The 23,961-nt window shown below is 40.6% G+C and carries 19 protein-coding genes and 3 other annotated features; of the genes, 14 read left to right on the top strand and 5 right to left on the bottom strand.

The features are described 5' to 3' along the window. Positions 1-452 precede the first annotated feature (452 nt). From trpD to trpA, 5 genes are read left to right on the top strand one after another with little or no spacing between them, the layout of a single operon-like run. Complete coding sequence (gene trpD / locus FD50_RS10100) at positions 453-1,487, top strand: anthranilate phosphoribosyltransferase (protein WP_056961447.1); 1,035 nt, start codon at positions 453-455, stop codon at positions 1,485-1,487. Next, positions 1,484-2,263 (top strand): indole-3-glycerol phosphate synthase TrpC, encoded by a 780-nt coding sequence (gene trpC, locus FD50_RS10095; protein ID WP_056961445.1) that lies wholly within the window; start codon positions 1,484-1,486, stop codon positions 2,261-2,263. The genes trpD and trpC overlap by 4 nt, the downstream gene beginning before the upstream one ends. A 1-nt stretch (position 2,264) precedes the next feature. After that, positions 2,265-2,852 carry a phosphoribosylanthranilate isomerase gene (locus FD50_RS10090; RefSeq protein ID WP_054756989.1) on the top strand — a complete coding sequence of 196 codons (588 nt, stop codon included), beginning with the start codon at positions 2,265-2,267 and terminating at the stop codon, positions 2,850-2,852. Then, complete coding sequence (trpB, locus tag FD50_RS10085; protein WP_056961444.1) at positions 2,849-4,066, top strand: tryptophan synthase subunit beta; 1,218 nt, start codon at positions 2,849-2,851, stop codon at positions 4,064-4,066. The genes FD50_RS10090 and trpB overlap by 4 nt, the downstream gene beginning before the upstream one ends. After that, a complete protein-coding gene (gene trpA, locus FD50_RS10080) occupies positions 4,059-4,844 on the top strand; it encodes a tryptophan synthase subunit alpha (RefSeq protein WP_054756992.1) in 786 nt (261 codons plus the stop codon). The genes trpB and trpA overlap by 8 nt, the downstream gene beginning before the upstream one ends. A gap of 363 nt (positions 4,845-5,207) precedes the next feature. Here trpA and FD50_RS10075 read toward each other — a convergent pair whose 3' ends face one another. Then, positions 5,208-6,074, bottom strand: a complete 867-nt coding sequence (locus FD50_RS10075; RefSeq protein ID WP_054756995.1) for a LysR family transcriptional regulator — start codon at positions 6,072-6,074, stop codon at positions 5,208-5,210. Positions 6,075-6,184: 110 nt separating this feature from the next. Here FD50_RS10075 and FD50_RS10070 point away from each other — a divergent pair, with 110 nt between their 5' ends. Both FD50_RS10070 and FD50_RS10065 read left to right on the top strand, forming a co-directional pair. After that, complete coding sequence (locus FD50_RS10070; protein WP_056961442.1) at positions 6,185-7,219, top strand: YeiH family protein; 1,035 nt, start codon at positions 6,185-6,187, stop codon at positions 7,217-7,219. 498 nt (positions 7,220-7,717) lie between these two features. Further along, the gene (locus FD50_RS10065) at positions 7,718-8,950 is read left to right on the top strand and encodes an MFS transporter (protein WP_056961439.1); all 1,233 of its coding nucleotides are present in this window, start codon (positions 7,718-7,720) and stop codon (positions 8,948-8,950) included. Positions 8,951-8,961: 11 nt separating this feature from the next. Here FD50_RS10065 and aroD read toward each other — a convergent pair whose 3' ends face one another. Then, on the bottom strand, positions 8,962-9,720 hold the full coding sequence (gene aroD, locus FD50_RS10060) for a type I 3-dehydroquinate dehydratase (protein WP_056961438.1): 759 nt from the start codon (positions 9,718-9,720) through the stop codon (positions 8,962-8,964). Positions 9,721-9,869: 149 nt separating this feature from the next. Between aroD and FD50_RS10055 the strand changes: the two genes are divergently transcribed. After that, positions 9,870-10,736: a shikimate dehydrogenase gene (locus tag FD50_RS10055; RefSeq protein WP_056961436.1), complete on the top strand. Its 867-nt coding sequence runs from the start codon at positions 9,870-9,872 to the stop codon at positions 10,734-10,736. 197 nt (positions 10,737-10,933) lie between these two features. On the opposite strand, the gene FD50_RS10050 is transcribed toward FD50_RS10055, so the two are convergent. After that, positions 10,934-11,773, bottom strand: a complete 840-nt coding sequence (locus FD50_RS10050; protein ID WP_056961434.1) for an oxidoreductase — start codon at positions 11,771-11,773, stop codon at positions 10,934-10,936. A 76-nt stretch (positions 11,774-11,849) separates the two neighbouring features. Between FD50_RS10050 and FD50_RS10045 the strand changes: the two genes are divergently transcribed. The 4 genes from FD50_RS10045 to FD50_RS10030 all read left to right on the top strand — a co-directional run bounded on the left by FD50_RS10045 (position 11,850) and on the right by FD50_RS10030 (position 14,875). Next, a complete protein-coding gene (locus FD50_RS10045) occupies positions 11,850-12,266 on the top strand; it encodes a MerR family transcriptional regulator (protein ID WP_054757003.1) in 417 nt (138 codons plus the stop codon). Positions 12,267-12,947: 681 nt separating this feature from the next. Beyond that, positions 12,948-13,346 (top strand): hypothetical protein, encoded by a 399-nt coding sequence (locus tag FD50_RS10040; RefSeq protein ID WP_056961432.1) that lies wholly within the window; start codon positions 12,948-12,950, stop codon positions 13,344-13,346. Between the two features lie 91 nt (positions 13,347-13,437). After that, positions 13,438-13,941: a zeta toxin family protein gene (locus tag FD50_RS10035; protein WP_056961431.1), complete on the top strand. Its 504-nt coding sequence runs from the start codon at positions 13,438-13,440 to the stop codon at positions 13,939-13,941. A 103-nt stretch (positions 13,942-14,044) separates the two neighbouring features. Then, positions 14,045-14,875, top strand: a complete 831-nt coding sequence (locus tag FD50_RS10030) for a DegV family protein (RefSeq protein ID WP_054757007.1) — start codon at positions 14,045-14,047, stop codon at positions 14,873-14,875. A 496-nt stretch (positions 14,876-15,371) separates the two neighbouring features. Here FD50_RS10030 and FD50_RS10025 read toward each other — a convergent pair whose 3' ends face one another. Next, positions 15,372-17,003, bottom strand: a complete 1,632-nt coding sequence (locus tag FD50_RS10025) for a peptide ABC transporter substrate-binding protein (protein ID WP_056961429.1) — start codon at positions 17,001-17,003, stop codon at positions 15,372-15,374. Between the two features lie 446 nt (positions 17,004-17,449). After that, positions 17,450-17,699, top strand: a binding site (T-box leader). A gap of 123 nt (positions 17,700-17,822) precedes the next feature. Between FD50_RS10025 and brnQ the strand changes: the two genes are divergently transcribed. Continuing rightward, positions 17,823-19,238 carry a branched-chain amino acid transport system II carrier protein gene (gene brnQ, locus FD50_RS10020; RefSeq protein WP_082610514.1) on the top strand — a complete coding sequence of 472 codons (1,416 nt, stop codon included), beginning with the start codon at positions 17,823-17,825 and terminating at the stop codon, positions 19,236-19,238. A gap of 6 nt (positions 19,239-19,244) precedes the next feature. On the opposite strand, the gene FD50_RS10015 is transcribed toward brnQ, so the two are convergent. Then, complete coding sequence (locus FD50_RS10015) at positions 19,245-21,881, bottom strand: cation-translocating P-type ATPase (RefSeq protein ID WP_056961427.1); 2,637 nt, start codon at positions 21,879-21,881, stop codon at positions 19,245-19,247. A gap of 296 nt (positions 21,882-22,177) precedes the next feature. Next, positions 22,178-22,415 (top strand) — a binding site (T-box leader). Positions 22,416-22,470: 55 nt separating this feature from the next. On the opposite strand from FD50_RS10015, the gene FD50_RS10010 reads away from it, so the two are divergent. Beyond that, on the top strand, positions 22,471-23,610 hold the full coding sequence (locus FD50_RS10010) for a trans-sulfuration enzyme family protein (RefSeq protein ID WP_056961425.1): 1,140 nt from the start codon (positions 22,471-22,473) through the stop codon (positions 23,608-23,610). Between the two features lie 49 nt (positions 23,611-23,659). Beyond that, positions 23,660-23,891 (top strand) — a binding site (T-box leader). The last annotated feature ends 70 nt before the right edge of the window (positions 23,892-23,961 follow it).

Here is a 23,961-nt window from a genome sequence, read left to right as displayed (position 1 = left end):
ATCAAAATCATCGTGCACGCCAAGAGAGTTGCCGCTGCTGTGAGTGCAATCGGACGCAGATGATTAAATGGACCACTGAGGGTTCCCCTGAATTATAGTATGGGGAAACGTCAAGACATACGTCAGTTGTCAGGAAGATGTTGGTCTTCTATAGAGAGTGATTGATTAGCAAAAAAGATGTAAAAAAGAAGTCTTTTTTGGAGTAGTCTAATTAATTGAACTAAGGTGGCACCACGGAGCAGTCCGTCCTTAACTAGTTACTAGTTGAGGGCGGATTTTTTGTCGTAAAATTATTTGCAGCGGAAGGGAAGAAGTGTAATGGAGCAAAATTGTTTGTGGTTAAGATTAAAAAGACGTATTCAAATCCATTATACGGGAGTTAAGCGATGGCAGCTCGGGATTTGATTAAATGAGCGTAACTTTGGTTTAACGTAAAAAATGGAGGATTCAAAATGATAAAAGAAGCTGTTAATAAAATTGTTGCCCACCATGACCTGACCTTTGAAGAAAGTAAAAGCATCCTAAATGAGATTATGAGTGGCAAGACCTCAGATGCGGAAACAGCCAGCCTATTAACTGCATTAGCATTTAAAGAACCGACGATTAACGAGATTGCAGGTGCTGCAACTGCAATGCGCGAACATGCACTAGCATTTCCAAAAGTAGAAAATGTCCTTGAAATCGTAGGTACTGGCGGCGACAAAGCCGGGACTTTCAATATTTCAACGACAAGTGCGCTTGTAGCTGCGGCGACAGGAACAAAAGTAGTTAAACATGGTAATCGGGCTGCTTCGTCTAAAAGCGGTGCAGCTGATGTGCTTGAAGCTTTAGGCTTGGATATTCAAGAACAACCGGCAGTGAGTTACCAGAGTTTGCAGGCAAATAACTTGGCATTTTTATTTGCTCAGGAATACCACAAGTCAATGAAGTATGTGGCTCCGGTAAGAAAGCAGTTAGGATTTCGCACGTTATTTAACCTTCTAGGTCCGCTTGTCAATCCAGCACGACCAGCTTACCAATTACTGGGGGTCTATGATGAACAATTGCTCGAACCGTTGGCTAATGTATTGAAGAAAATGGGGGTTGCGACTGCTATGGTAGTTCATGGACGTGACGGCTTAGACGAGCTGACAACTGCCGCGGAAACTGCAGTGGTTGAGTTAAAGGAGCACAAGTTAACGAAATATACGATAACCCCTGCGCAATTTGGACTTAAGCAATGCAGCGCTGCTGATTTGCTGGGAGGCGATCCAAACGAAAATGCTCAAATTACCCGTGCAGTATTACAGGGGCAAAAAGGACCTAAACGAGATGTTGTGCTTTTAAATACTGGCGCAGCATTGCATTTAGCACATCCAGCGCTTTCAATTCAAGCAGGCATTGAACTTGCGGCTAAAACAATTGATAGCGGTGCAGCTTTAGCTGAATTAAATAAATTAATTGAGTTTTCACGGCAAAATCAAAGCTCACAGGATGTGATTGCATGATTCTTGATGAATTAGTGACGGCAACGCATAATCGGTTGGAACGACAGCGAGAAAAAGTTTCGCTGCCTAAATTGAAGCAAGAGGTTGCTAAATTGAATGCAACTGCTAAACTTGATTTTTTAGCGGTGTTACAACGGCCAGGAATCCATGTGATTGCGGAGGTTAAAAAAGCTTCGCCCTCCAAGGGGACAATTGTAACCGATTTTCCTTACCTGCAGGTGGCGCGGACATACGAGCAAGCGGGGGCAGACGCAATCTCAGTGCTGACTGAGCCCGACTATTTTAAGGGAAAATTGCGCTATTTGAATGAAATTAGTGCAGCAACTTCAATTCCGACCTTGCGCAAAGATTTTACAATTGATCCATACATGGTTTACGAGGCTAAATTGAATGGAGCAGCAATCATTTTGCTGATTGTTGCAATTTTGACTGATGAACAGCTGTGTAATCTGCGAAAATTAGCTGAAAGTCTTGGCATGCAAGCAATTGTTGAAGCTTATACTGAGACTGAAGTTACCAGAGCGGTTCGTTCTGGCGCGAAAATCATCGGCATTAATAACCGAAACTTAAAGAATTTTGCAGTTGATTTTGGACATAGCTTTAAAATGCGGTCACTGGTTCCAGCGAAAATTCCAGTAATAGCCGAAAGTGGAATCAGTGGTCCAGCTGATGTTAAGCGACTTGCACAAGCGGATTTCAAAGGTGTCCTAGTAGGTGAAGCCTTGATGAAAGCCACCAATAAGCGGGAAATGATTCGGGCATTTAAGGAGTTTTAAAATGGTAAAAGTAAAGATCTGCGGATTAATGAATATGGCTGACATTCAGGCAGTCAACGATGCGCAGCCTGATTTTGCAGGCTTTGTGTTTGCTAGTGGCAGACATCAAATAAAACTGGTACAGGCCCTTGCGTTGGGCAAACGGCTCGACAGGCATATCAAAAGAGTTGGTGTTTTTGTGAATGAACCGGTAGCAAACATTTTACAAATCTATCATGCAGGTGCAATTACAGTGGCACAATTGCATGGCACTTATTCTGAGACCGCAAGTGCAATTTTAGCAAGTGCAGGACTTGAAACAATCAGAGTTTTTGATTATCAGTATTTTGACCCATATTTTACTGCAGATTATTTGATGCTTGATGCAAGTCACGGTAAAGGAAAGTTAGTGGACTTGCGGAAGATTCCCCAGACTGAGCGTCCCTTAGTCTTGGCGGGAGGCCTAACACCACAGAACGTACGGGTTGCGATCGATCAGGTTCAACCGGCAGTAGTGGATGTTTCAAGTGGTGTTGAAATTCATGGACAAAAAGATGCTGAAAAGATTCAACAGTTTGTAAAAAATGTAAGGGAAGTGCAAAAATTATGAAATTAAAGAACGAGCAGGAACAAAAAGTAAAAGCTGGACGTTATGGTAAAAATTTTGGTGGGCAATATGTACCTGAAACATTGATGACTGAGCTTGAAAAGGTTAACAAGGTATTCAATGAACTCAAAGATGATGCTGCTTTTAAAGCTGAATTGCATGAATTATTGAATAACTATGCGAATAGACCCTCATTGCTGTATTATGCTAAAAATATGACAGAAGATCTTGGTGGCGCAAAAATCTATCTGAAACGTGAAGATTTAAATCATACTGGTGCGCATAAAATTAACAATGTTATTGGACAAGTATTACTAGCTAAGCATCTTGGGAAAAAAAGATTGATTTGTGAGACGGGTGCGGGTCAGCATGGAGTTGCCACTGCAACAATTGCGACGCTGATGGGGATGGAATGTGAAGTCTTCATGGGTGAAGAAGATACAAAACGTCAGCGGCTGAATGTCTACCGGATGAATTTATTGGGAGCCAAAGTGAAGGCTGTTACGACAGGTTCGCGTGTCTTAAAAGATGCGGTTAACGCAGCTTTGCAGGATTGGGCCAGCCGCAGTGAAGATACCTTTTATGTAATGGGCTCGGCGGTGGGACCAGCTCCGTTCCCAGAAATGGTTAAACATTTTCAAAGTGTGATCTCAAAAGAATCAAAAAAGCAACTCCAAGAACAAGCAGGTCGTTTACCTGACATGGTTGTGGCATGTGTTGGCGGTGGGAGCAATGCGATTGGCAGCTTTGCAGCTTACATTCAGGATCCAACTGTCAAGCTGGTTGGAGTCGAAGCTGCAGGTAAAGGAGTTCAGACTGACAAGACGGCTGCAACCATCGAGCGTGGAACCGTTGGGATTTTTCATGGAATGAAATCCATGTTTATGCAAAATGAAGATGGACAAATTAATCCAGTCTATTCGATTTCGGCGGGGCTTGACTATCCAGGTGTTGGACCGGAGCATGCGGCGCTGGCAGAATGCAATCGCGCACAATATGTCGGGATTACAGATGATGAGGCAGTTGCTGCTTTTGATTATATTGCAAAAGAAGAAGGCATCGTTGCTGCGATTGAAAGCTGTCATGCAGTGGCCTACGTGCAAAAGATTGCACCGACAATGGCAAAGGACCAAATCATTATTTGTACACTTTCAGGGCGTGGAGATAAAGATGTTGCCAGTATTGCCAAATATAAAGGAGTGCAGATTGATGAGTAATTTAGCTCAAATTTTTAAAAACCAAAAAGTATTTATCCCTTTTATTGTTGCAGACGATCCAGATTTTGAGACGACAGTTAAAAATATCACAGCTTTAGCTAAAGGCGGGGCAGATATTGTTGAATTAGGAATTCCATTTTCGGATCCAGTTGCAGATGGGGCTGTCATTCAACAAGCTGATTTGCGGGCCTTTGAAGCTGGAGTTACTACCCAAACTGTTTTTGAGATTGTTGCGGCTGCACGCAAGGAAACAGATGTACCGCTTGTCTTTTTGACTTATTTGAATATTGTGTTTAAGTACGGTTATGCACGTTTTTTGAAAAAATGTCAGCAATTAGGAGTTTCCGGACTGGTGATTCCTGATCTACCGTATGAGAATCGAGATGAAATTGTTCCGCTAGCAGCTAAATATGATGTGGACATTATTCCTCTCATAACGCCGACTTCTGGACAAAGAATTCAAAAAATAGCAAAAGCAGCTTCAGGTTTTATCTATGTAGTTTCTTCAGTAGGAATCACAGGAGAACGCGACAGCTTCTTTGCCGGCTTAAGCAATTTAGTTGCTGAAATTAAGGAATATACAGATGTACCGACAGCAATTGGTTTTGGAATCCATACGGCACAACAAGCGGCTGAAATGGCAAAGATTGCCGATGGTGTCATCATCGGGAGCGCAATTGTAGATATTGTGGCAAAGGAAAAAACAAATGCTCCGCAGGCTCTTGAGAAGTACACTCAGGAAATTTGTACGGCGCTCAGAACAAAGGTAGAGCAATAAGTTGGTATAAAACTGTTTAAGTCCAAATTACGCATAGACACAGCCCGTCTATTTTGTAATTTGTTGTTAGTGCTCAAAGTCTCCCGGCGGTTGTCGGCACTTCTATTTAACGTGCTCCAAAAGGCAGCCCTTTATGCTTAGCTTAGGTGACAATGGTAACAAGGCCAGTTACCCTTGTTACCTGTCGCTAATCTTCAAGGCCTCCCGCCTTTTTGCGCACTTCTTTCATAACGTGCTCCACCCAGCATCCCCCGATGCCTAAGCCTGAATTACGCGTAACCAAACCCGAGTTACTTTGTAATTCATTGCTTAGTCCACGGCGGTTGAACGCTGAGTGTCGGCACTTCACTTTTTGCGCACTTCTTATTTTAACCAACGTTCATAATCTTGCTTAAAATAGCTTCCCTTAGGATAGACTAAGTAAAGATCATGCGTCGTGCGCCCATTTGCCAGCGGTAATTCAACGAGTTCTCCTTGGGCAAGCTGCCTTCCAATTAGAGAATGATACAAGAAACTGACGCCAACATTTTGCAGCAGTAATTGACGAATCAAGACAGGCTCAGAGACCGTGATAATTTGAGTGAAATCATGTAGACTAATGTTTTCTGCGTAAGCTAAGCTGGCTAGAATCTCGCGAGAACCGGAGCCCGTTTCTCTGACAATTAACGGAACATGCAGCAACTCCGACCAAGACAAGGACTTTCTTTTGGCTAAGGGATGGAGTTTAGACACGACTGCACTGAAAGGTTCTGAACGAATAACCTGGTAGTCAAACTCACTTTTGTCAAAATTACCTTCAATCAGGGCGAATTGACTTTGTCCTTTCTTAATTGCAGCCAGAGATTGTTGTGTATTTCCGACGCGACAGTTTATTTTGGTAAAATCACCTTGTGCTGACATTTTCTTGATGATTTCAGGAACCAAGAATTCACTTAAAGAAAGTGTGGCACTAAAGGTGATTTTTTGCGCTTTTTTAGGTGTTTGCAGCTGCTGTAAGAGTTGCTCAGCTTGAACATTGGTTCTTTGGAGAAAATCAGCCAGTTGCAGCCCTGCAGGAGTAATCAGTAAATGCGGACGATGATACTCAACTAACTTTAGCTTCAACTCGCTTTCTAAACGTTGAATTTGCTGAGAAACTGCGGGTTGAGTGATGAATAAATGTTGCGCCGTTTGAGTATATGAAAGAGTTTGTGTCAGTGATAAAAATGTAATGTAGGGTTGAGTAAGCATTTAATCAATTCCTTTATATAAGTGTAAATTATTATGCAATAATAAACTATTATTTTAAGTTATGCAAGATGGCGGGTATACTTTAAGTATTGCTTAAGGGAGGAAGTATCATGACAATAATTAGTATCTTTAAAAAAAGCGGGTTTTGGCTTTCATTTGGGTTGACACTCGTCTGTGCATTCGCTGGTTCTTTTTTAGCTCAGCTACCGTATTTATCGCTAGTAGGTGCGTTAGTTCTTGCATTGCTGTTAGGAATGTTACTGCACACTAGTCCAGTTTTATTGAGTGGAGCGCAGGATGGGACCGGATTTATCTCGAATAAATTTTTACGTCTTGGAATTATTCTGTTGGGATTTAAGTTAAATCTGATTCAACTGGCTCAAGCAGGAGTTAAGTCAATTTTATTAGCTATCTGTATTGTTGCTGGAATGATTACCTTGACTTATTGGGTTTCACGCAAATTCGGGGTAGAAAAAGAGCTTGCAATTCTTGCTGCGACAGGTTCAAGTATTTGCGGTGCTGCTGCAATTATGGGTGTTTCCCCACAGATCAAAGTGCCAGCAGAAAAAAGAGAAAGACAAGCGGAAAATGAAGTTTTAGCAGTTGCAATCGTTTGTATTTTGGGAACTGTTTTTACATTAATTGAAATTGGATTAAAACCATTAATACATATGACACCTACACAATTCGGAGTGTTAACTGGGGGTTCATTGCATGAGATAGCGCATGCAGTTGCTGCTGGAAGTGCAGCTGGCCCAGTTGCTTTGGATACCGCAATTATTACTAAACTTTCACGTGTTCTCTTGCTGGCTCCGGTTGCACTTTTAGTTGGTATTTGGTATCAAAGAACAACTAAAGGTACTTCTGCACAAACCGGTGAGAAGGCTAAACTACCAATTCCTTGGTTTATGGTAGGCTTTATCTTGACAAGTATCTTAGGCACTTTTTTGCCGTTTTCTGCAGCTATGCTGGCTGGATTAGTTCAATTAGCCTACATTTTACTCGGAATGGCAATGGCTGCTTTAGGAATGAGTGTTAATTTTAAAGTGATTGTTCAGCGGGGTGGTAAAGCATTCTTAGCAGCTTTTCTATCTTCTTGTGTCCTGATGGTCGCAGTCGTGCTTGCCAGCAAATTCTTGTTCTAGCTTTTTGCTTTAAAATGAGAACTATTTAATTTAATAAAAATTTAAATTGAAAGCCAACTGTTAGCTACCCGATCAAACTGTATGACTAATTAGGTAAAAGAAAAGTGACAAGTCATGGTTTAGCAGGAATTATACTTTAGAACAACTGGGGAAATTGTTTGCAGCTTAAAAAAATAAAATTATGGTTGACGAACATTTATTATTATGTTTTAATTTAGCCATTGAGTAAATGAAAGGAATTTAATTATGACAAAATTTGTCCAACAACTTAATGCGTATTATTACGGTTATGCCTGGTTTAGGTAGCGCCTGCTGAGATGCGGGCGCCCACGCGTTCGCGTCTAACAGGAGCTAACCGTTACCTTTGGTTGTTGCCAGCTAGACGTCTGAGTCTAGTTGGATAAGTTAATTCTTTTACGTATGTAGTAAAGAATTGCCAACTGGATTCTTAGTCCAGTTGGCTTTTTTTGTACTTTACATTTAGGAGGAATTTATTTGATGGCAACGACACGCAGCAATCAGCGCAGATTAGCTTTAAGCTTATACTTGAATTACTTAGTTCACGGAATTGGGTTAATTATTTTAACACAAAACATGCAGTCTTTAGAAAAATTTTGGAATGTACCACTTGCGACCGTTTCATATGTAGTTTCTGGAATTGGCATTGGGCGCTTGCTTTCATATTTTTTGTTTGGCTACCTTTCAGATCGCTTTGGACGTAAACAATTAATTTCCTTGGGAATTTTAAGCTACATGATTTTCTTTATTGGAATTCCGTTTACACATAGTATTCAAGTTGCATACTTGTTGACAATTTTGGCAGGGGTCGCGAATTCAGCATTAGATTCGGGAACTTATCCGACATTTATGGAGATGGGCGGTAATTCAGATGCTTCAAGTGTCTTTATTAAAGCTTTCGTTGCCGTTGGTGAGTTTATTCTACCGTTGTTCATTGTTTTCCTAGATATACACGCATTATGGTACGGTTGGTCATTTATGATTGTTGCGGTGATACTGTTGTTCAATTTCTTTTTATTAGCTGGGACCAAATTTCCAGCCCAAAATAGTGAACAGCCTGCAGAACTTGAAGAGCAGCAGCCAGTTTCAAAAGCACGGCGTATTGCGGCTACAATTGCATTGTCGATTTATGGTTATACTACGATGGCATTGATGATTCTGTTCACTCAATGGATCAGTCTTTTTGCTACAAAAGAGCTGGGCTATTCAGGTCTAGCTGCACATGCATTGCTGTCGCTTTACAGTACAGGTTCAATTACTGGGGTCTTGGTAATCTTCACGTTATTAAAATTCAACGTTTCCAAAAACAAGATTCTGGTTGCAATGAATGTGCTTTCTTTACTGGCATTGTTAGTAGTTATCCATGCATCTGTTGTGTGGGTCACATCGCTTGCGGCGTTTATTTTTGGCTTTTCGGCTGCAGGTGGAGTACTCCAAGTTGCATTGAACTTGTTGTTGCAGATGTTTCCAAAACATAAGGGCGTTATCACAGGGTTATATTTTATGTTTGGCAGTGTTGCGGCATTTACAATTCCACTAGTAACAGGGATGTTGTCTAAGATTAATTTATATGCAGTAATGAACTTTGATGTCTTGGTAGGTGCGCTTGGGGCGGCCTTGGTGATTGTGACTGCACTTTTACTGGAGACTTCAAAGGTTGCCAGCTTCTTACGTCAGACAGTCAATAGGCGCTTGCCTACAAATATTAAATAAAGATCGCACTTCTATTTAGCCGAAAGCATTTCTAGTGCTTTGCGTAACGTAGCAGCAGTTAGTTGCCCGGGGGCAGAAGCTTCTCCAACACTGGCAAATGAAAGAACAGAACCAAAGAGTGAACCCGAAATGCGGGAAAGTTTACCTAATTGCCCCATTGCCATCGTGATAAGTGGAATACTAATTTGCTGATCTGCGTGATAGGTGGCGTTTAACAATGTTAGTACATCAGCTGCGTTTTTGGGCATAACCGCAATTTTAGCAATATCTGCATGCATTGTGGCCATCTGCTGCAAACGTGTGATAATTTCTTCTTCAGACGGAGTTTGCTGAAATTCATGGTTGCTGATAATAATTTTCAAGCCGGCACGATGGGCAGCAGAAATAATTGGAATGGTTTGTGATGCATCACGGTTAAGCTCTAGGTCAAGGAGGTCGGTCAGTTGATTTAAGCTGATCCATTGCATCAGTTTAAAATACTGTTCATCGCTGAGCGGTGCAACTCCACCTTCATGTTGCGTTCTGAAGGTTGTTAGCAAGGGGATTTTCCCTAAGATGTGGATTAACTGCTGTTGTGTGTTGCGGTATTCTTGCTGATCCAATACATTTTTATAAAAATCGATTCGCCACTCGATTACATCTGGCTTTGCAGCAACAGCTTTCCTTGCTTCTTCAAGCAGTTTTTTGGGGGTTGGTGCTGTCAAAGGAACGGCAATTTTGGTTTCACCGGATTTGAAAAGTGTTTGTTTGACTTGGAGTTTTTTGAGCATTATAGGACATCCTCTTTCTGTTGTATTTTATTTAGTGTAACAACAGGCTGAAGCAAAAAGCAATGGGGTTTTGCTAGTCCACCATTGCTTAAATCAAACTAAAATATTTGTTTTAATATTAATTATAAATTCAAAAGGAGTTTTTTTTAATGAAAGATCGACTTGATGGACATACGCTTTTAATCGGTTTAATGGCGGATCCAATTCGGCATTCGCTGTCGCCAACAATGCATAATAGTGCCTTTGCAAAACTAGGTTTGAACTATGCATACTTAGTTTTTGAAATTGACAATGAAAAACTTACCGGCGCAGTTGACGCTATCCGGACACTTGAGATGCGCGGCTCAAATGTATCGATGCCAAATAAGCAAAAGGTGCTTCCGCTGTTAGATAAATTAGATCCGGCAGCGGAATTAATCGGTGCAGTTAATACAATTGTGAATGATCATGGCGTATTGACCGGATATACAACGGACGGAATTGGCTTTATGCAATCCTTGGCCAATGCAGGACTAGATATTCGTGGCGAAAAAATGACGTTGGCAGGTGCCGGGGGTGCGGGAACGGCGATTGGAATTCAAGCTGCCTTAGATGGTGTAAAAGAAATTTCGATTTTCAATCGTCATGATCAAACTTGGAAGAATGCACAACGAATGACTGCCACTATCAATCAAAAAACCGACTGTCATGCTGTTTTATTTGAGATTACTGAGCAGAATGCTTTTAAACAAGAGATTGCTTCTTCAATGATCTACTGTGATGCTACAGGTGTAGGGATGAAACCACTAGAAGATAAAACATTAGTTAGTGATCCAGCTTGGTTTCGCAAAGATATGATTGTTTACGACACTGTCTATGCTCCGCGCGTAACAAAATTGATGACTGTCGCGCACGCAGCGGGAGTCAAGCATGTTTTTAATGGCTTGGAGATGATGCTTGAACAAGGGGCAGCAGCATTTAATTTATGGACGGGTGCAAAAATGCCAGTAGATTATATTAGAAAACTGTTGTTTTAAGTTCAGGTGAAGAACTCTAAATTTTTAAAGACTGCACGCCATAGCTGTCGAGGAAAGCGTTGCATTGGTACTTCTATTAACGTGCTCCAATCACCAGCCTTCTGCGCCTAACAACAAATTACGCATAGACACAGCCCGTCTATTTTGTAATTTGTTGTTAGTGCTCAAAGGCTCCCAGTGGTTGTCGCACTTGCTGCTTAATCATCCGTTTGAATCGTTAGTGCATAATTCTCATTGAAAGAGTCCTGCATAGCCTGAAGCTTCTCCAGTGCACGAATATACGCGTCTTGACCTAATAATAAGTGCAAAGGGGCTTTGGAGGATTCTTCAGTCAACGCATAAATGATTTTCGCTGCCTTTGCGGGATTTCCAGGTTGATTACCAGACAACTTTTTAAGATTTGCAATGTTTTGTCCAGCAGTTGCGGCATAATCAGCAAGTGGTTTGGGATTTTCTTTTGCCGAACGGCTTGCAAAATCAGTTTTGAAATCGCCAGGTTCCACCAAGGTCACTTGAATTCCTAAAGGGGCAACTTCTAGAGATAAACTTTCAGAAAGACCTTCGAGTGCGAATTTAGAGGCATGATAGTAGCCAAAACCCGCAAAGGCTCGTAATCCACCGAGTGAGGAAACATTCAGGATATGTCCGCTTTTATGTTGGCGCATGATTGGTAGTATAGCATCCAGCATTTTTTTTACACCCCACAAGTTAACTTTAAACATTGCGGCAATTTCATTTTCAGCAGCTCCTTCCACCGGTGAGAAATAGGCATAACCGGCATTGTTTACAAGTACGTCAATTGTGTGCCATTTTTCAAGGGACTTTTGAACCGCATTTTTTATTTGATGTGGATCTGTGATGTCCAATGTTAGTAGCAACAGATTATCAAGCGCTTGCCAATTTGGCAAATACTCTTTAATGGTAGCAATATTTCTGGCAGTCGCAACGACATTGCATTTTTGCTGTACAAGGTATTTAACAAGCTCTTTGCCAAGACCGGTTGAAGTTCCAGTCACAAACCATACTTTCTTTTTCATTGTTTATTTCCTCCTCTTATTGAATAATAGTTACTATAAATCCTGAGAGTAACTCTCAGTCAAGAGGAGGAGCACAATGTATACAATTCAAAAAGTAGCAGAAATTGTACAGCTATCACCTCACACAGTCAGATTTTACGCTAAAAAAGGACTCTTTCCGAGAATTACACGTGACCAACACAATGTACGTTTGTTTTCAAACAAAGATTTGGAATATGTTGAAATTGTCAAGGCGCTACGTACGACTGGCATGTCCTTAAGAGACATTAAAAAGTATATTGATTTGTGCGAACAAGGTGAAGCGACAGTTGAACAACGCTATCAGATTATGAAAGCGGAAGTTGATAAATCAGCTGCGAAGCTCGCAGAAAGTCACAGACAACATGAGCTGTTAGCGGAAAAATTAAAGTACTATCAACAAGCACGACTCAAGGGAGAAAAACAGATCATGTGGGCACCGCAGCATAGGTGGACCGTGTTTAACGAAGACTAAAACTAATTTTGCTGCTTTTTAGCTGGCTGGTTTTCAATATCTTTGGCAACATAAAGTGTTGCTGAGGTTAGGTGTGATTTCAATTTTATCAATTGCGACAGACACTGTTATTTAATGTTTTAGCACCGGCGTACGTTATTAAATTGCTACATGCCAAGAGTACAGTCTATGATTTTGCTAATATGAGCTATGGATGTGGCGGATTGTTTTGGAGTATGACAGCTTTGAAAAATGGTGAAAAGGTTAATATATAACACGTTTTTTTGAGTGGAGTTTAAATTAAAATTTGTTTTATCTTAGAAGATTTTTGGGTATAATAACAGTGAACAGAAATAGATTTTGTAGTATGCTGTATAATGTTATACTTAACGTAGTAGTTGAATTCGAAAAAGTGTGGTGCAGTTGGTATTTTAGCTGCATAACATTAACTGATAGAACTTAATCAAGTGAAGATAGGTAATTCGGGGTGACTATAAAGTCGGGGGACTTTTTAATTCCTGTAGTTCTTTTTGTATAAAGAGACCCTGCTGTAATTGTTTTACAACAGAGTCTCCCTCACAGGAATATAGGATAGTTTAAAAGTCGATATGTACTTTTAAACAAGATAAGGATAACACCACAATTCGAATTTATTTTGAATTTAGTGTTAAACAAATGTACCGATAAAATCAGGAGGTAGAAATGCTTTTCTTATTTGCTTCAATTTCTGTTGTAGTATTTTTGGCAGCAATCATATTTCTCTATACAGCATTATCCACCAAAACTTCTTGGAAGCCTTTTGTTTTGTGTGTTGTTGCTGTGTGCGTAATTTTTTCAGGTTCGCTCCTTTTTACGAATTTCAGCCAACCGCGAAAATACAGTGGAGCGCAGCTTAAAAATATTCAGACTGTTAAAACAGTTACAAAAAAGGTGCAAAAAGTTAGTGCTGGTGCGAGCAGCAGTGCTGCTAAGCCGGCTCAGACAGCTGCCCCGCGTCCAGTTCCTTTGGCATTCCATAATGCACCGGGACAACAGCATAAAGCCGGGGAGCAGCCTTGCAGTGACGGTGTTATTCTAAAAGTTACTCTTAAAAAGAAATAGCTAAATCAACTGCAGGATTTCAAACGGGTGCATCTTTAGTTTGGAATCCTGTTTTATTGTGTTTAATTGTAAATCAAATAGAGGTGTTTTAATGAATAAATACTTGATTATAATTCGTGGAAATTCAGGAAGCGGTAAAACCACGCTAGCACAAAAACTACAAACATATTTTGGCAGTCAAAAGTGTTTATTGTTACAACAGGATGTCTTACGCCGTGATTTCTTGCATACCAATGATCATCTAGGGACTCCTGCAGTTGATCTGCTTGAAACTCTAATACATTTTGGCGAGTCCCACTACCAGATTACAATTTTAGAGGGGATTTTGCGGCGCGACGTTTATGGAAAGATGCTACAGCGGGTTTGCCGAATTTTTGCGGGGAATGTTTGTATGTATTATCTTGATGTTCCTTTTGAGGTGACACTCCAGCATAACAATGAAAAGCCGCAACCTTTTACAACTGAGCTTTTGCAAAGTTGGTGGAGAGAAAAAGATTATTTAAACAGCGCTGAGCGGAGGTTATCTAAGGGCGGAACCAATACTTTTTTTGCAACAATCACTAGTGAGATTGTACAAGCACATGATGACTTTTAGGGTGCGGGAGTGTTTTTGCTGAAGGGTGGGTAATTTCTAATTACTAGCTAAGATGATATTTACTAGTAAAGTGCGGTCACGTTTGTTTATGGAGGAGATAGAAATGATACATATTATCACCGATTCAACAGCCCAATTATCAGAACAAGAAGTTGAAAAGTATCAAATAACCGTCATTCCACTTCAAGTTTCGCTTGCAGGAAAGTCAGGGTTAGATGGTCAAGACATTTCACGGCAATCCTTTTCGAAAGCACTAGCTGTTAGTGATGATGTGCCTCAGACTAGCCAACCGGCACTAGGACAATTTTTACAGGTCTATGATAGTTTGGGACAACAAGCAGCACCGCTTTTATCCATTCATTTAACTGAAACTTTGAGTGGTACGGTGAAAACGGCCCGAATTGCTGCTGCCCAAACTAAGGCTGCAGTGACAGTCCTGGACAGTAATTTCACTGACCGCGCGTTAGGCCTGATTGTCATTAAAGCAGCCGAACTTGGACGAAAGACAACTGATGTGAATCTGCTTGTTAAAGAAATTCATCAATATGCAAAAAAAATTAGACTTGACTGTTTTATTAACAACCTTGATTATCTTGTCAAGAACGGACGTGCTAGTCGGGCAACCGGTTTTATTGCATCTGCGATAAAGCTAAAGCTTTTGGTGACCTTGGAAGAAGGCAAGTTTAAAGTTATCGGAAAATCACATGGACAAAAGAGATTTAATTTGAAAATTAATGAGATTGTTAAGCAGATTATTGCCGATCGCAGTATTTCTCAAGTGGGTCTTTCGTACGTTGACGAAGAAACAACGGTTCTTGACATTAAAAGGCAACTTGAACAGGCGCGGCCTGAACTTAAAATTTTTTGTGCACTAACTAGTCCGGTGATCATGGCGCATGTTGGTCATGCGGGCTTTGCAATTATTACTGTTTGATTAAATGGGAAAGATTGACTTATGGAACACGTCTATCCGGAATAAAAGAGGTGCTGTGACAAAAGTTAACTTTTGTCACAGCACCTCTTATTTGTAATTTAAGCCTTAGTCTACGGCGGCTAAGCGCTGGTTGTCGGCACTTCTTCATAACGTGCTCCCAGCACCAGCCTTTTGCGCCTAACCACAAATTGCGCATAGTTACAGCCCAACTATTTTGCAATTTGATGTTAGTGCTCAAAGTCTAACGTTGCTTGTCGGCACTTCTTCATAACATGCTCCATCCAGCAGCCCCCTGTGCCTAAGACTAAATTACGCGTAACCAAGTTCGGGTTACTTTGTAATTTAAGCCTTAGTCTACGGCGGCTAAGCGCTGGTTGTCGACACTTCTATTAAAGGCAGGTTTTTGTGTTTAGCATAGATCACACCGGTAACAAGTTCAGTTACCACTGCGATCCGACGCTAAGCCTCAAAACCTAGCGCCTTTTTGCACACTTCTTTATTGTGTTACATACGCATTCTTAAAGTTAAAAGCAACTCCAGCCGTATTATAAACCACACCTTTAACCTTGGATTTTAACATCTGCGCCTGTGCAACTTGATAAAGTGGTGCAACTCCTTGTTCCGTACTCAGCAATTTAGCGGCTTGGACCAAATCATTCCAGCGTTGAGTATCGTGATTAACGTCAGTAGTTTTTGAAGCTGTGACCAACTTGTCATATTGTGCATTACTCCATTTACCAAAGTTATACGAATTGTCTTTAGTAAAGAGATCTAAGAAGCTGATTGGATCTGAAAAATCAGCTGCCCAACCGGAGATTACAACATCGAATTGACCAGTAGTTGACCGTGTGATTCTTGTTTTTTTAGGAAGATTCAACACGGAAACTTGGGCGCCAGGTAAATTTGTTTCTAATTGACTTTGAAGATAAGTAGAAACGGATTTGCTAACATCGTCATCATCACCCAGTAATGAAAAACTTAATGATTTAACGCCTAATTCTTGAAGACCTTCTTTCCATAACTTTTGTGCCTTTTCCTTATTGTAGGTGACACCAGCTGTAGTGGCAGCTGTGTCTGCAAAGTCTTTGCCATTGTGAAGGGCCAGGTCCTTTGAAACGATGCTTTTAGCAGGAAGTGAACCATTGCCAAGGACTTTATTGACCAGTTGCTGTCGATTAACAGCATAAGAGAGTGCCTCACGAATTTTTTTGTTTTGGAACTCCTTTTTGGTTTGATTAAATTCTAAGTATGTTGTTCGTGCTTGCTTTAAGGATACATATTCTTTATTGGTGTTTAATTGTTTTGCTTGTTCAGCATTTAAATATGTTTCATCCAATTTGTTATCTTGATAAAGATTGTACGAGGTTGTAGGACTCTTGGTTACCTGGAACGAAATGTCGGTAAGTTTAACATGCTTTTTATCCCAATACTGATTGTTTTTGACCAAGTTCCATTTCAGATTTGAGCCGGACCAACCAGTCATTTTATACGGACCATTGTAGACCATATATTTTGCAGCTGTGCCATATTTTGAACCATACTTTTCAACTGCTCTTTGATTCTGTGGGAAGAAGGGGGTGAACCCCATCAACAGCTTGAAGTAGGGAATGTTACGCTCTAGGGTCACAACAAGTTGATATTTTCCGACAGCTTGTACACCAAGATCTGAGACGGGTTTTTGTCCTGCTGTGATTGCAGCCGCATTCTTGATGCCTTCGAAAATATAAGCATATTCCGATGCAGTTTTAGGAGCCACGGTTCTACGCCAAGAATAGACGAAATCTGCGGCAGTGACCGGATCCCCATTAGACCACTTACTATTTTTACGCAGTGTGAAGGTGTATTTAAGACCGTTATCTGAGACTTTGACTTTAGTAGCAATTCCTGGTTGAACTTTACTGTTTTTCCCAAGACGATAAAGACCTTCATTACTGTTGCTGATCATATCGGAACTTACAGTATCAACGACTTTAGAAGGATCTAAAGTTTGCATTTCGGATGGCTCCGACCAACGTAAGACCTGTTTGCTAGCAGTTTGTGCTGAGCTTTTTGCGCTCCCACAACTGGCGAGCAGTAGACCACTAGCTGTGACTACTAGTGATGCCGATAAAAATTTTTTCCAATTCATAAAAAATTCCCTCTTGGAAGCACGCTCAACTTTTCAGAAGAAAACAAAAATACCCGCCTGCTATGGACTAGCAGGTGGGTTAGTTAAAGAAATAAAATAACCATTAACTCACCAGCTAGGAAAAACATTTACGCATGGTGAGCTCTAATTTGAATTCTCTAAAAAGCCGAGACATTAGATAACACACCATGCGTGCTAATAATGACTAGGCTAATAATTAAAATTGCTAATAAATTAATGGCTTTTCGAATATGTAAACATGGCATCGTTATCTAACCTCCCTTTATTTTTTGCCGCAAAGCAGCTTTTTTAACGAATGACTCAATTATAGCGGGTTATCTAAAAAAAGCAATGACTAATTTTAAAAAATAAATGCTGGATTTTAAGCAATAAATTAGCATTGACAACTTAAAAGTTTTTTTTTACAATTATTAAAAATATAATTTAAAAGCGCTGTGAAAAAGTTGAGTACGATGCAAAAAGTATTAAGCGAGCTTTGTTTGGTGAGAGAAAGCATAACTTTTGCATTAGGAAAATCCCTTTTGAGCGATGTTCTGAATTTTAGTAAAGTACATTGGTGACACCCATTATAGTGTTAGCGTATCGTCTTTGACTGTACGTGAAGTGGCAACAGTTTTTGAAATGCAGGTAATTGTTGCAAATACGAGGTGGTACCGTGCAAAAAGCACCCTCTGATTCATTTGAATCAGAGGGTGCTTTTTATTTTAAAGGAGGTGGGTACATGGAACCCCAGATTAGAAATAAAAGCAGTAGTATCAATACTAAGTGAACCTTAAAAAAAGTGGGAGTGTAGTTAATATGCAAAAGATGCGTGATTTAAATGATAAACCATTATCAAAAAAAGATTATTTAGTTGTTAGTTCGTTATTATTCGGACTTTTTTTTGGAGCAGGCAACCTGATTTTTCCAATTCATCTAGGACAGTTGGCAGGTTCACATTGGGGATGGGCAACAGTTGGTTTTCTTTTAACAGCTGTCCTTTTGCCCTTGCTGTCAGTATTAGCGATTAGTGTGACTAGAGCAGAAGGGGTTTACGACATTGGTAAACCGCTGGGTTCAGTTTTTGCATTAACCTTTATGGTTTTGATCCATGCTACCATCGGTCCTCTTTTTGGAACTCCTAGGACCGCGACTGTGCCATTTACTGTCGGAGTCCAGCCACTGTTACCTGCTTCATGGGGATCTGCTGGTTTGTTGATCTTCACGGCATTATTCTTTGGATTTGCCTTTTTCATTTCTTATCGGGAATCGAATATTATGGCCAGCATTGGTAAGATTTTGAATCCACTATTTTTATTGCTATTATTTGGAATCTTTTTGCTTGCTTTTTCCAGCCCATTAGGCAAAGCAGCAAGTGCAACGGTCAGTGTTGCCTATCAACATGATTCTTTTTTTAATGGATTTTTACAAGGATACAATACAATGGATGCACTGGCCGGTTTGGCTTTTGGAGTAACAGTTGTGAGTGCGGTCAGGCAACTGGGTAAAACCACTCCAAGCAGCAATGCAAAGGTAACTGCGCGTGCCGGGCTATTGGCGACAAGTGCAATTGGACTAATTTATATCGTGCTGATCTGGATAGGCGCAACCTCATTAACAGTTTACAAATTATCAGATAATGGTGGAGTTGCATTTAATCAATTAGTAACATATTATCTTGGCGGATTTGGACATGCACTTTTAGCAACGTTATTGACTGTTACCTGTCTGGCAACTGCTGTTGGGTTAGTGGCAGCCTTTGCACAAGATTTTCACAAACATTTTGCTAAAATTAGTTACCGTGTTTGGTTAGGCTTGATGTGTTTGGCTTCTTTTATCACCGCAAATTTTGGCTTGGATACTATTATCGCATGGTCGACACCAATGTTGATGTTCCTCTATCCTTTTGCAATGGTTTTGATTTTATTGTCGGTTTGTTCACCGTTGTTTAAACGCGATCCGCATGTCTATGCCTTCGTAGTTGCTTTTACCGTTCTGCCGGCTTTCTTAGATATGATAGCTGCATTTCCACCAGTCGTGAGTCAAAGCGCATTTGGTAAAGCTGCTGCAGCCTTACAACATAGCTTTTTGCCTTTTGCAGCGTTAGGGATGGATTGGGTAGTGCCAGCTTTACTCGGGACAATATTGGGGCTTGGCTACCATGTTTTTGCACCATTTTTTTCCAGTGTTAAGGCTACTGCGAGTTATAAAAGACAAGATGAAAAAAGCAGGTAGTTAGTGCTACCTAGTACGTGTCTGTTTTTCGATTTTTTTAGCGGCTTCGATTACGATTGTCGGAATGAAAAGTACGAAAATAACAATTAGCCATTCAAGTAGATTCAGCGAGGAGAGCTGAAAAATTTTTGCTAAAGGTTCAAAAAGTACAATGACAATGATACTTAAAAAAGTGAGCACAAGGCTGCTATTTAGAGCGGGGTTATTGAGATAAGCATGTTTTGAAAGAGCTTGACGAGTTTTGATTGGGTAGATATCTAGCATTGAACCAAGTGCAAGAACCAGAAATAACATTGTCATACCAACTCCTGGAGTATCATTGTTTAGTCCAAAACGTCCAAGAGCATAAATTCCCAAAATTATGATCATATAGGTGATTGTCCGTACAACCACCCGTTTACCTAAGCCTCGTGCCCAGATGCTAGCAGCCCTTGTGAGTGGGGGCTGCCGCATAATACCTGGTTCCGCGACTTCACGGCTGAGAAAGAAGCCAGGGATTCCATCTGCTAAGACGTTGACAATCAATAATTGCTCTGGGGTCATTGGAGCTCCCCAACCTAATGTGATGGCAATAATCATGGTGAAAATCTGGGCGAAGTTGACAGAAATCAAAAATTCAACTGCTTTTAAAATATTTTCGTAAACTGTGCGTCCCTGTTTAACAGCTGCAATGATTGTTGCGAAGTTGTCGTCGGCTAAAATCATGTCGGCGGCATTTTTTGAAACTTCCGTGCCAGTAACGCCCATTGCAATTCCAACATTAGCAGCTTTCAATGCTGGTGCATCATTGACACCGTCACCTGTCATAGCAACGATTGCCCCTTTTTGCTGCCAAGCTTTTACAATACGAATTTTATCTGAAGGAGTCGTTCGAGCATACACGCGAATAGTATCAATTTTAGCGGCGAGTTCCGACGCACTCATGTCATTTAACTGTTTTCCTGTAAGTGCAACTTGTCCAGGTTGTAAAATTCCAATCTCGTGTGCAATCGCTTTGGCTGTTTCCAGATGATCTCCTGTAATCATAACTGTTGTAATTCCGCCTTTTTTAGCGGCGGTAATTGCAGGAATAACCTCTGGGCGCGGAGGGTCGATAATACCAATTAAGCCTAAAGGTTGAAGATTTGTTAAAGCTGTATCATCCTTTTTTAGTGGTTCAGTTTCAAAAACTTGGAAGCCAGCAGCTAGGACGCGAAGTGCCTCAGCAGCAAATTGATCATGGAAATAGTCTAATTCTGTGTGATCTACATTGGTAGCAAAGGGGAGCCGATCAATAGCGCCCTTAATAATTGCAATCCACTTACCAGAAGGGGTTCGATGCCACGTTGTCATTGTCTTTTTGTCTGAGTCAAACGGGTTTTCGGCAATTCGCGGATATTTTTTTTCACTTTTTGAACGCGTCATGCCAAAATGTGCAAGCAAGCTAACAATTGCCAGTTCAGTAGGGTCTCCGATATCAGCTAGCCCTTTAGCTGTGAGTTCTGCATTGGTTGCTAGCCCTAAATAAGTTAGAAAGCGAGTATCTTGAACGGGTAGCTGTTCTTTAGTTAAATTACTGACAACTCGTGGTTCCCCGGTTCCAGGCCAGTACTTAGTGATTGTCATTTTATTTTGGGTTAATGTACCCGTTTTGTCAGAAGCAATTACATTGACGTTACCAATAGTTTCAACGGCAGTGACTTGACGAATAATTGCCTTCTTTTTAGCCATCTTTTGGATCCCATAAGCCATGCTAAGTGTGACAATTACAGGAAGCGTTTCTGGAACAGCAGCAATTGCAAGACTTACACCGACCATTAGGCTTTCAGTAAAGGTTTCATGGTGGAAAAGCGTTGAAATTAAAATTGTTGTGACGCCCCCTAAGATGGCTACAAGTGAGAGTCTTTTTGTTAAAGAATTCAAACGACGAGATAAAGGGGTTTGCTGTTTTTCTGTCGTATTGAGCAATGTTGCAATTTTCCCAAGTTCAGTTTTCATACCGATTGCAGTGACGATTGCAGTACAGCTTCCTTGGGTAAGTGCTGTTCCAGAAAAAAGCATATTTTGTGAATCTCCAAGACTTTCTGGAATGTGAGGCATGGCAGCTGCCGTTTTTACAACAGATAAACTTTCTCCTGTTAGAATAGCTTCATCGGCTGAGAGTGAAACGGCCTTGATCAGACGTGAATCAGCTGGTACCACGTCTCCAGCTTTTAGACTAAGTAAATCACCAGGAACTAGGTTACTTGCAGGGGTAATTTGTTTTTTTCCAGAGCGAATAACGGTAACAGTCTGTTCAGTCATTGATTTGAGAGCAGAAAGTGCTCTTTCAGCGCTGTGTTCCTGAAAGAGGGCAATACCAACATTTAAAATGACAATGCCCCCAATTACGCTAGCCTTTGTCCAGTCGCTAGCAGTAGTAAGTGCTAGATATATTGAAAGCGCAACTGCAAATAATAGAATGAGTGAAGTGATATCGCTGAGGTGATGCAGAATCTGCATGATTAAGTTGGGCTTTTTGGCTTCAACCAATGCGTTAGCGCCGTACTTATGCTGGCGCATTTTTACTGTAGACAATGTTAAGCCGTGTGTCCCAGAAGTTTCACAAAGCTGTGTGACCTCTGAAGGGGAAAGCTGGGTTAAAGCGGCTGCTTCCTTTTTCATTTGATAACCTCCTTAATTGTATTTTAAAGAATATTAAAAATATTAGTCAAATATTAGGCATAGTTCAGCAATTGAGGTATTAAAAAAGTTAAGTTTGAATTAGAGCGCAGTTTGATGAGATCTACAAATAATTTAAGATAAATAAATTATTTTTTTATTATTGTTTTTTAAAAATGCTGTTTTAGCGGTATTTTAAAGCAGTAAAAAAGCTATAATCCCAAAATTCCAAAAAATTGTATTGACATCTGCAAATTATTTAGTTATTGTTCATTACAGTAGTTTAATTGAAATTTAATAATAATGTGATGAAGAGAAGAGTAAGTGAGTCAATTGGATTAAAGAGACTATCTGAATTGGTGAAAAGATAGACCTAGAAGGCTTCCTGAAGATGAACTCAGAGCAATGTTGCAGGTGCAAGCCTAGCAATACGTGGGGACACGTTATAGTTTCCGGACATGTTTGTGTCTTTGAGGTATAGTTTTTGGCAACGGCTATACAAAAAAGGGTGGTAACACGATTAAAATCGTCCCTGTGCAGGATTTTTCTGCGCAGGGGCTTTTTTTATTTTAGAAAGCGAGGAAAAGTAAGCATGACTGAATTTGAAACCAAATTAGTGCACGGAATACCGCAAAATGATAATCAAACAGGTGCTGTTAATGTACCTGTCTATAATTCATCAACATACATCTTTCCAAAAGTAGCAGCAAAGATTAGGTGGGATTACGCCCGTTCAGGGAATCCAACGCGAAATTATTTGGAGGATCAGCTTGCTGCTCTTGAAGGCGGCGCTCAAGGGTTTGCTTTTTCTTCGGGATTAGCTGCAATTCACGCAGTGCTATCAATTTTTTCACCGGGTGACCATTTAGTAATCGGTAATACGATTTACGGGGGGACTTTTAGGCTGATTAATCAATTTTTTAAACGCTGGCAGCTGGAATTTACAGCGGTTGATACGCAGGACCCACGACAAGTAGAAGCTGCAGTACAAGAAAATACTAAAGCAATTTACTTTGAAACCTTTACTAATCCGCTACTAAAAGTGACAAGTGTCAAACAGATTGCACAGCTTGCGCGCAAGCATAATTTGTTGACGATCGTGGATAATACATTTCTAACACCTTATCTGCAACAACCACTTGCTTTGGGGGCCGATATCGTGATTCATTCAGCTACAAAGTATTTGGGAGGGCATTCAGACACAGTTGCTGGAATTGCAGTGGCAAAAAGTGCAACACTCGCGCAGCAAATTTATTTTAATCAAAATGGAATTGGTGCAGTGTTATCTCCTGAAAATGCAAATTTGATTCGCAGAGGGATTCAAACGTTAGCGTTAAGAATGGAAAAACATACTAGTAATGCCGCCAAAGTGGTCTCTTTTTTGCAAAAACAAGCACAAGTTACGCATGTTTATTATCCCGGGATTCCGGGTACACGGGATTATGAGATTGCAACGGCAGAGGCAAAGGGATACGGCGGTGTTCTTTCCTTTGAACTGCGTCAGGATCTTGATGCACAGCGCTTTGTCGAGAAACTAAAACTGATCAAATTAGCGGTTAGCCTCGGCGCAGTTGAGAGTTTAATTGAGTTGCCCGCTAAGATGACGCATGCTGAGCTTTCCCCCAAAGAGCAATTGGCAGTGGGGATTACACCTCAATTGGTCAGATTAGCAGTGGGAATTGAAGACCCGCGGGACTTGATTGCAGACTTAGCCCAAGCGCTTGGGGAATAGGTCAAAAAATACATGAAATCTGAAAAAACAATTTGGAAATTTTAATAATAAAGGTGCATTGAACAGATGAGTAGGTAAGTTGTTACCCCAACAGAGAGCTCTGCTTGGTGAAAAAGAGCGAGTAAGACTTAGTGAAGATGGTCTGGGAGCATGAAGAATATCGAATAATTAGATATTGTCGGCAACCGCCGTTACACGGTGAAGAAAGATTTTCTTAATGAGAAATATTTTGTGAAAAATATTTAAAAGAAGGTGGTACCACGTTACTTAACGTCCTGATGAATGAGGGCGTTTTTTGTTTGGGTTAGAAAATAAAAACGCTGAATTTTTAAAATTGTGAGGTGAATAACA

This window comes from Liquorilactobacillus satsumensis DSM 16230 = JCM 12392, from assembly GCF_001435195.1.
In the GTDB taxonomy this organism is placed as follows: Bacteria; Bacillota; Bacilli; order Lactobacillales; family Lactobacillaceae; genus Liquorilactobacillus; species Liquorilactobacillus satsumensis.
Note: the sequence above shows the minus strand (reverse complement) of the source record. Positions and strands in the feature narration are given on the sequence as shown.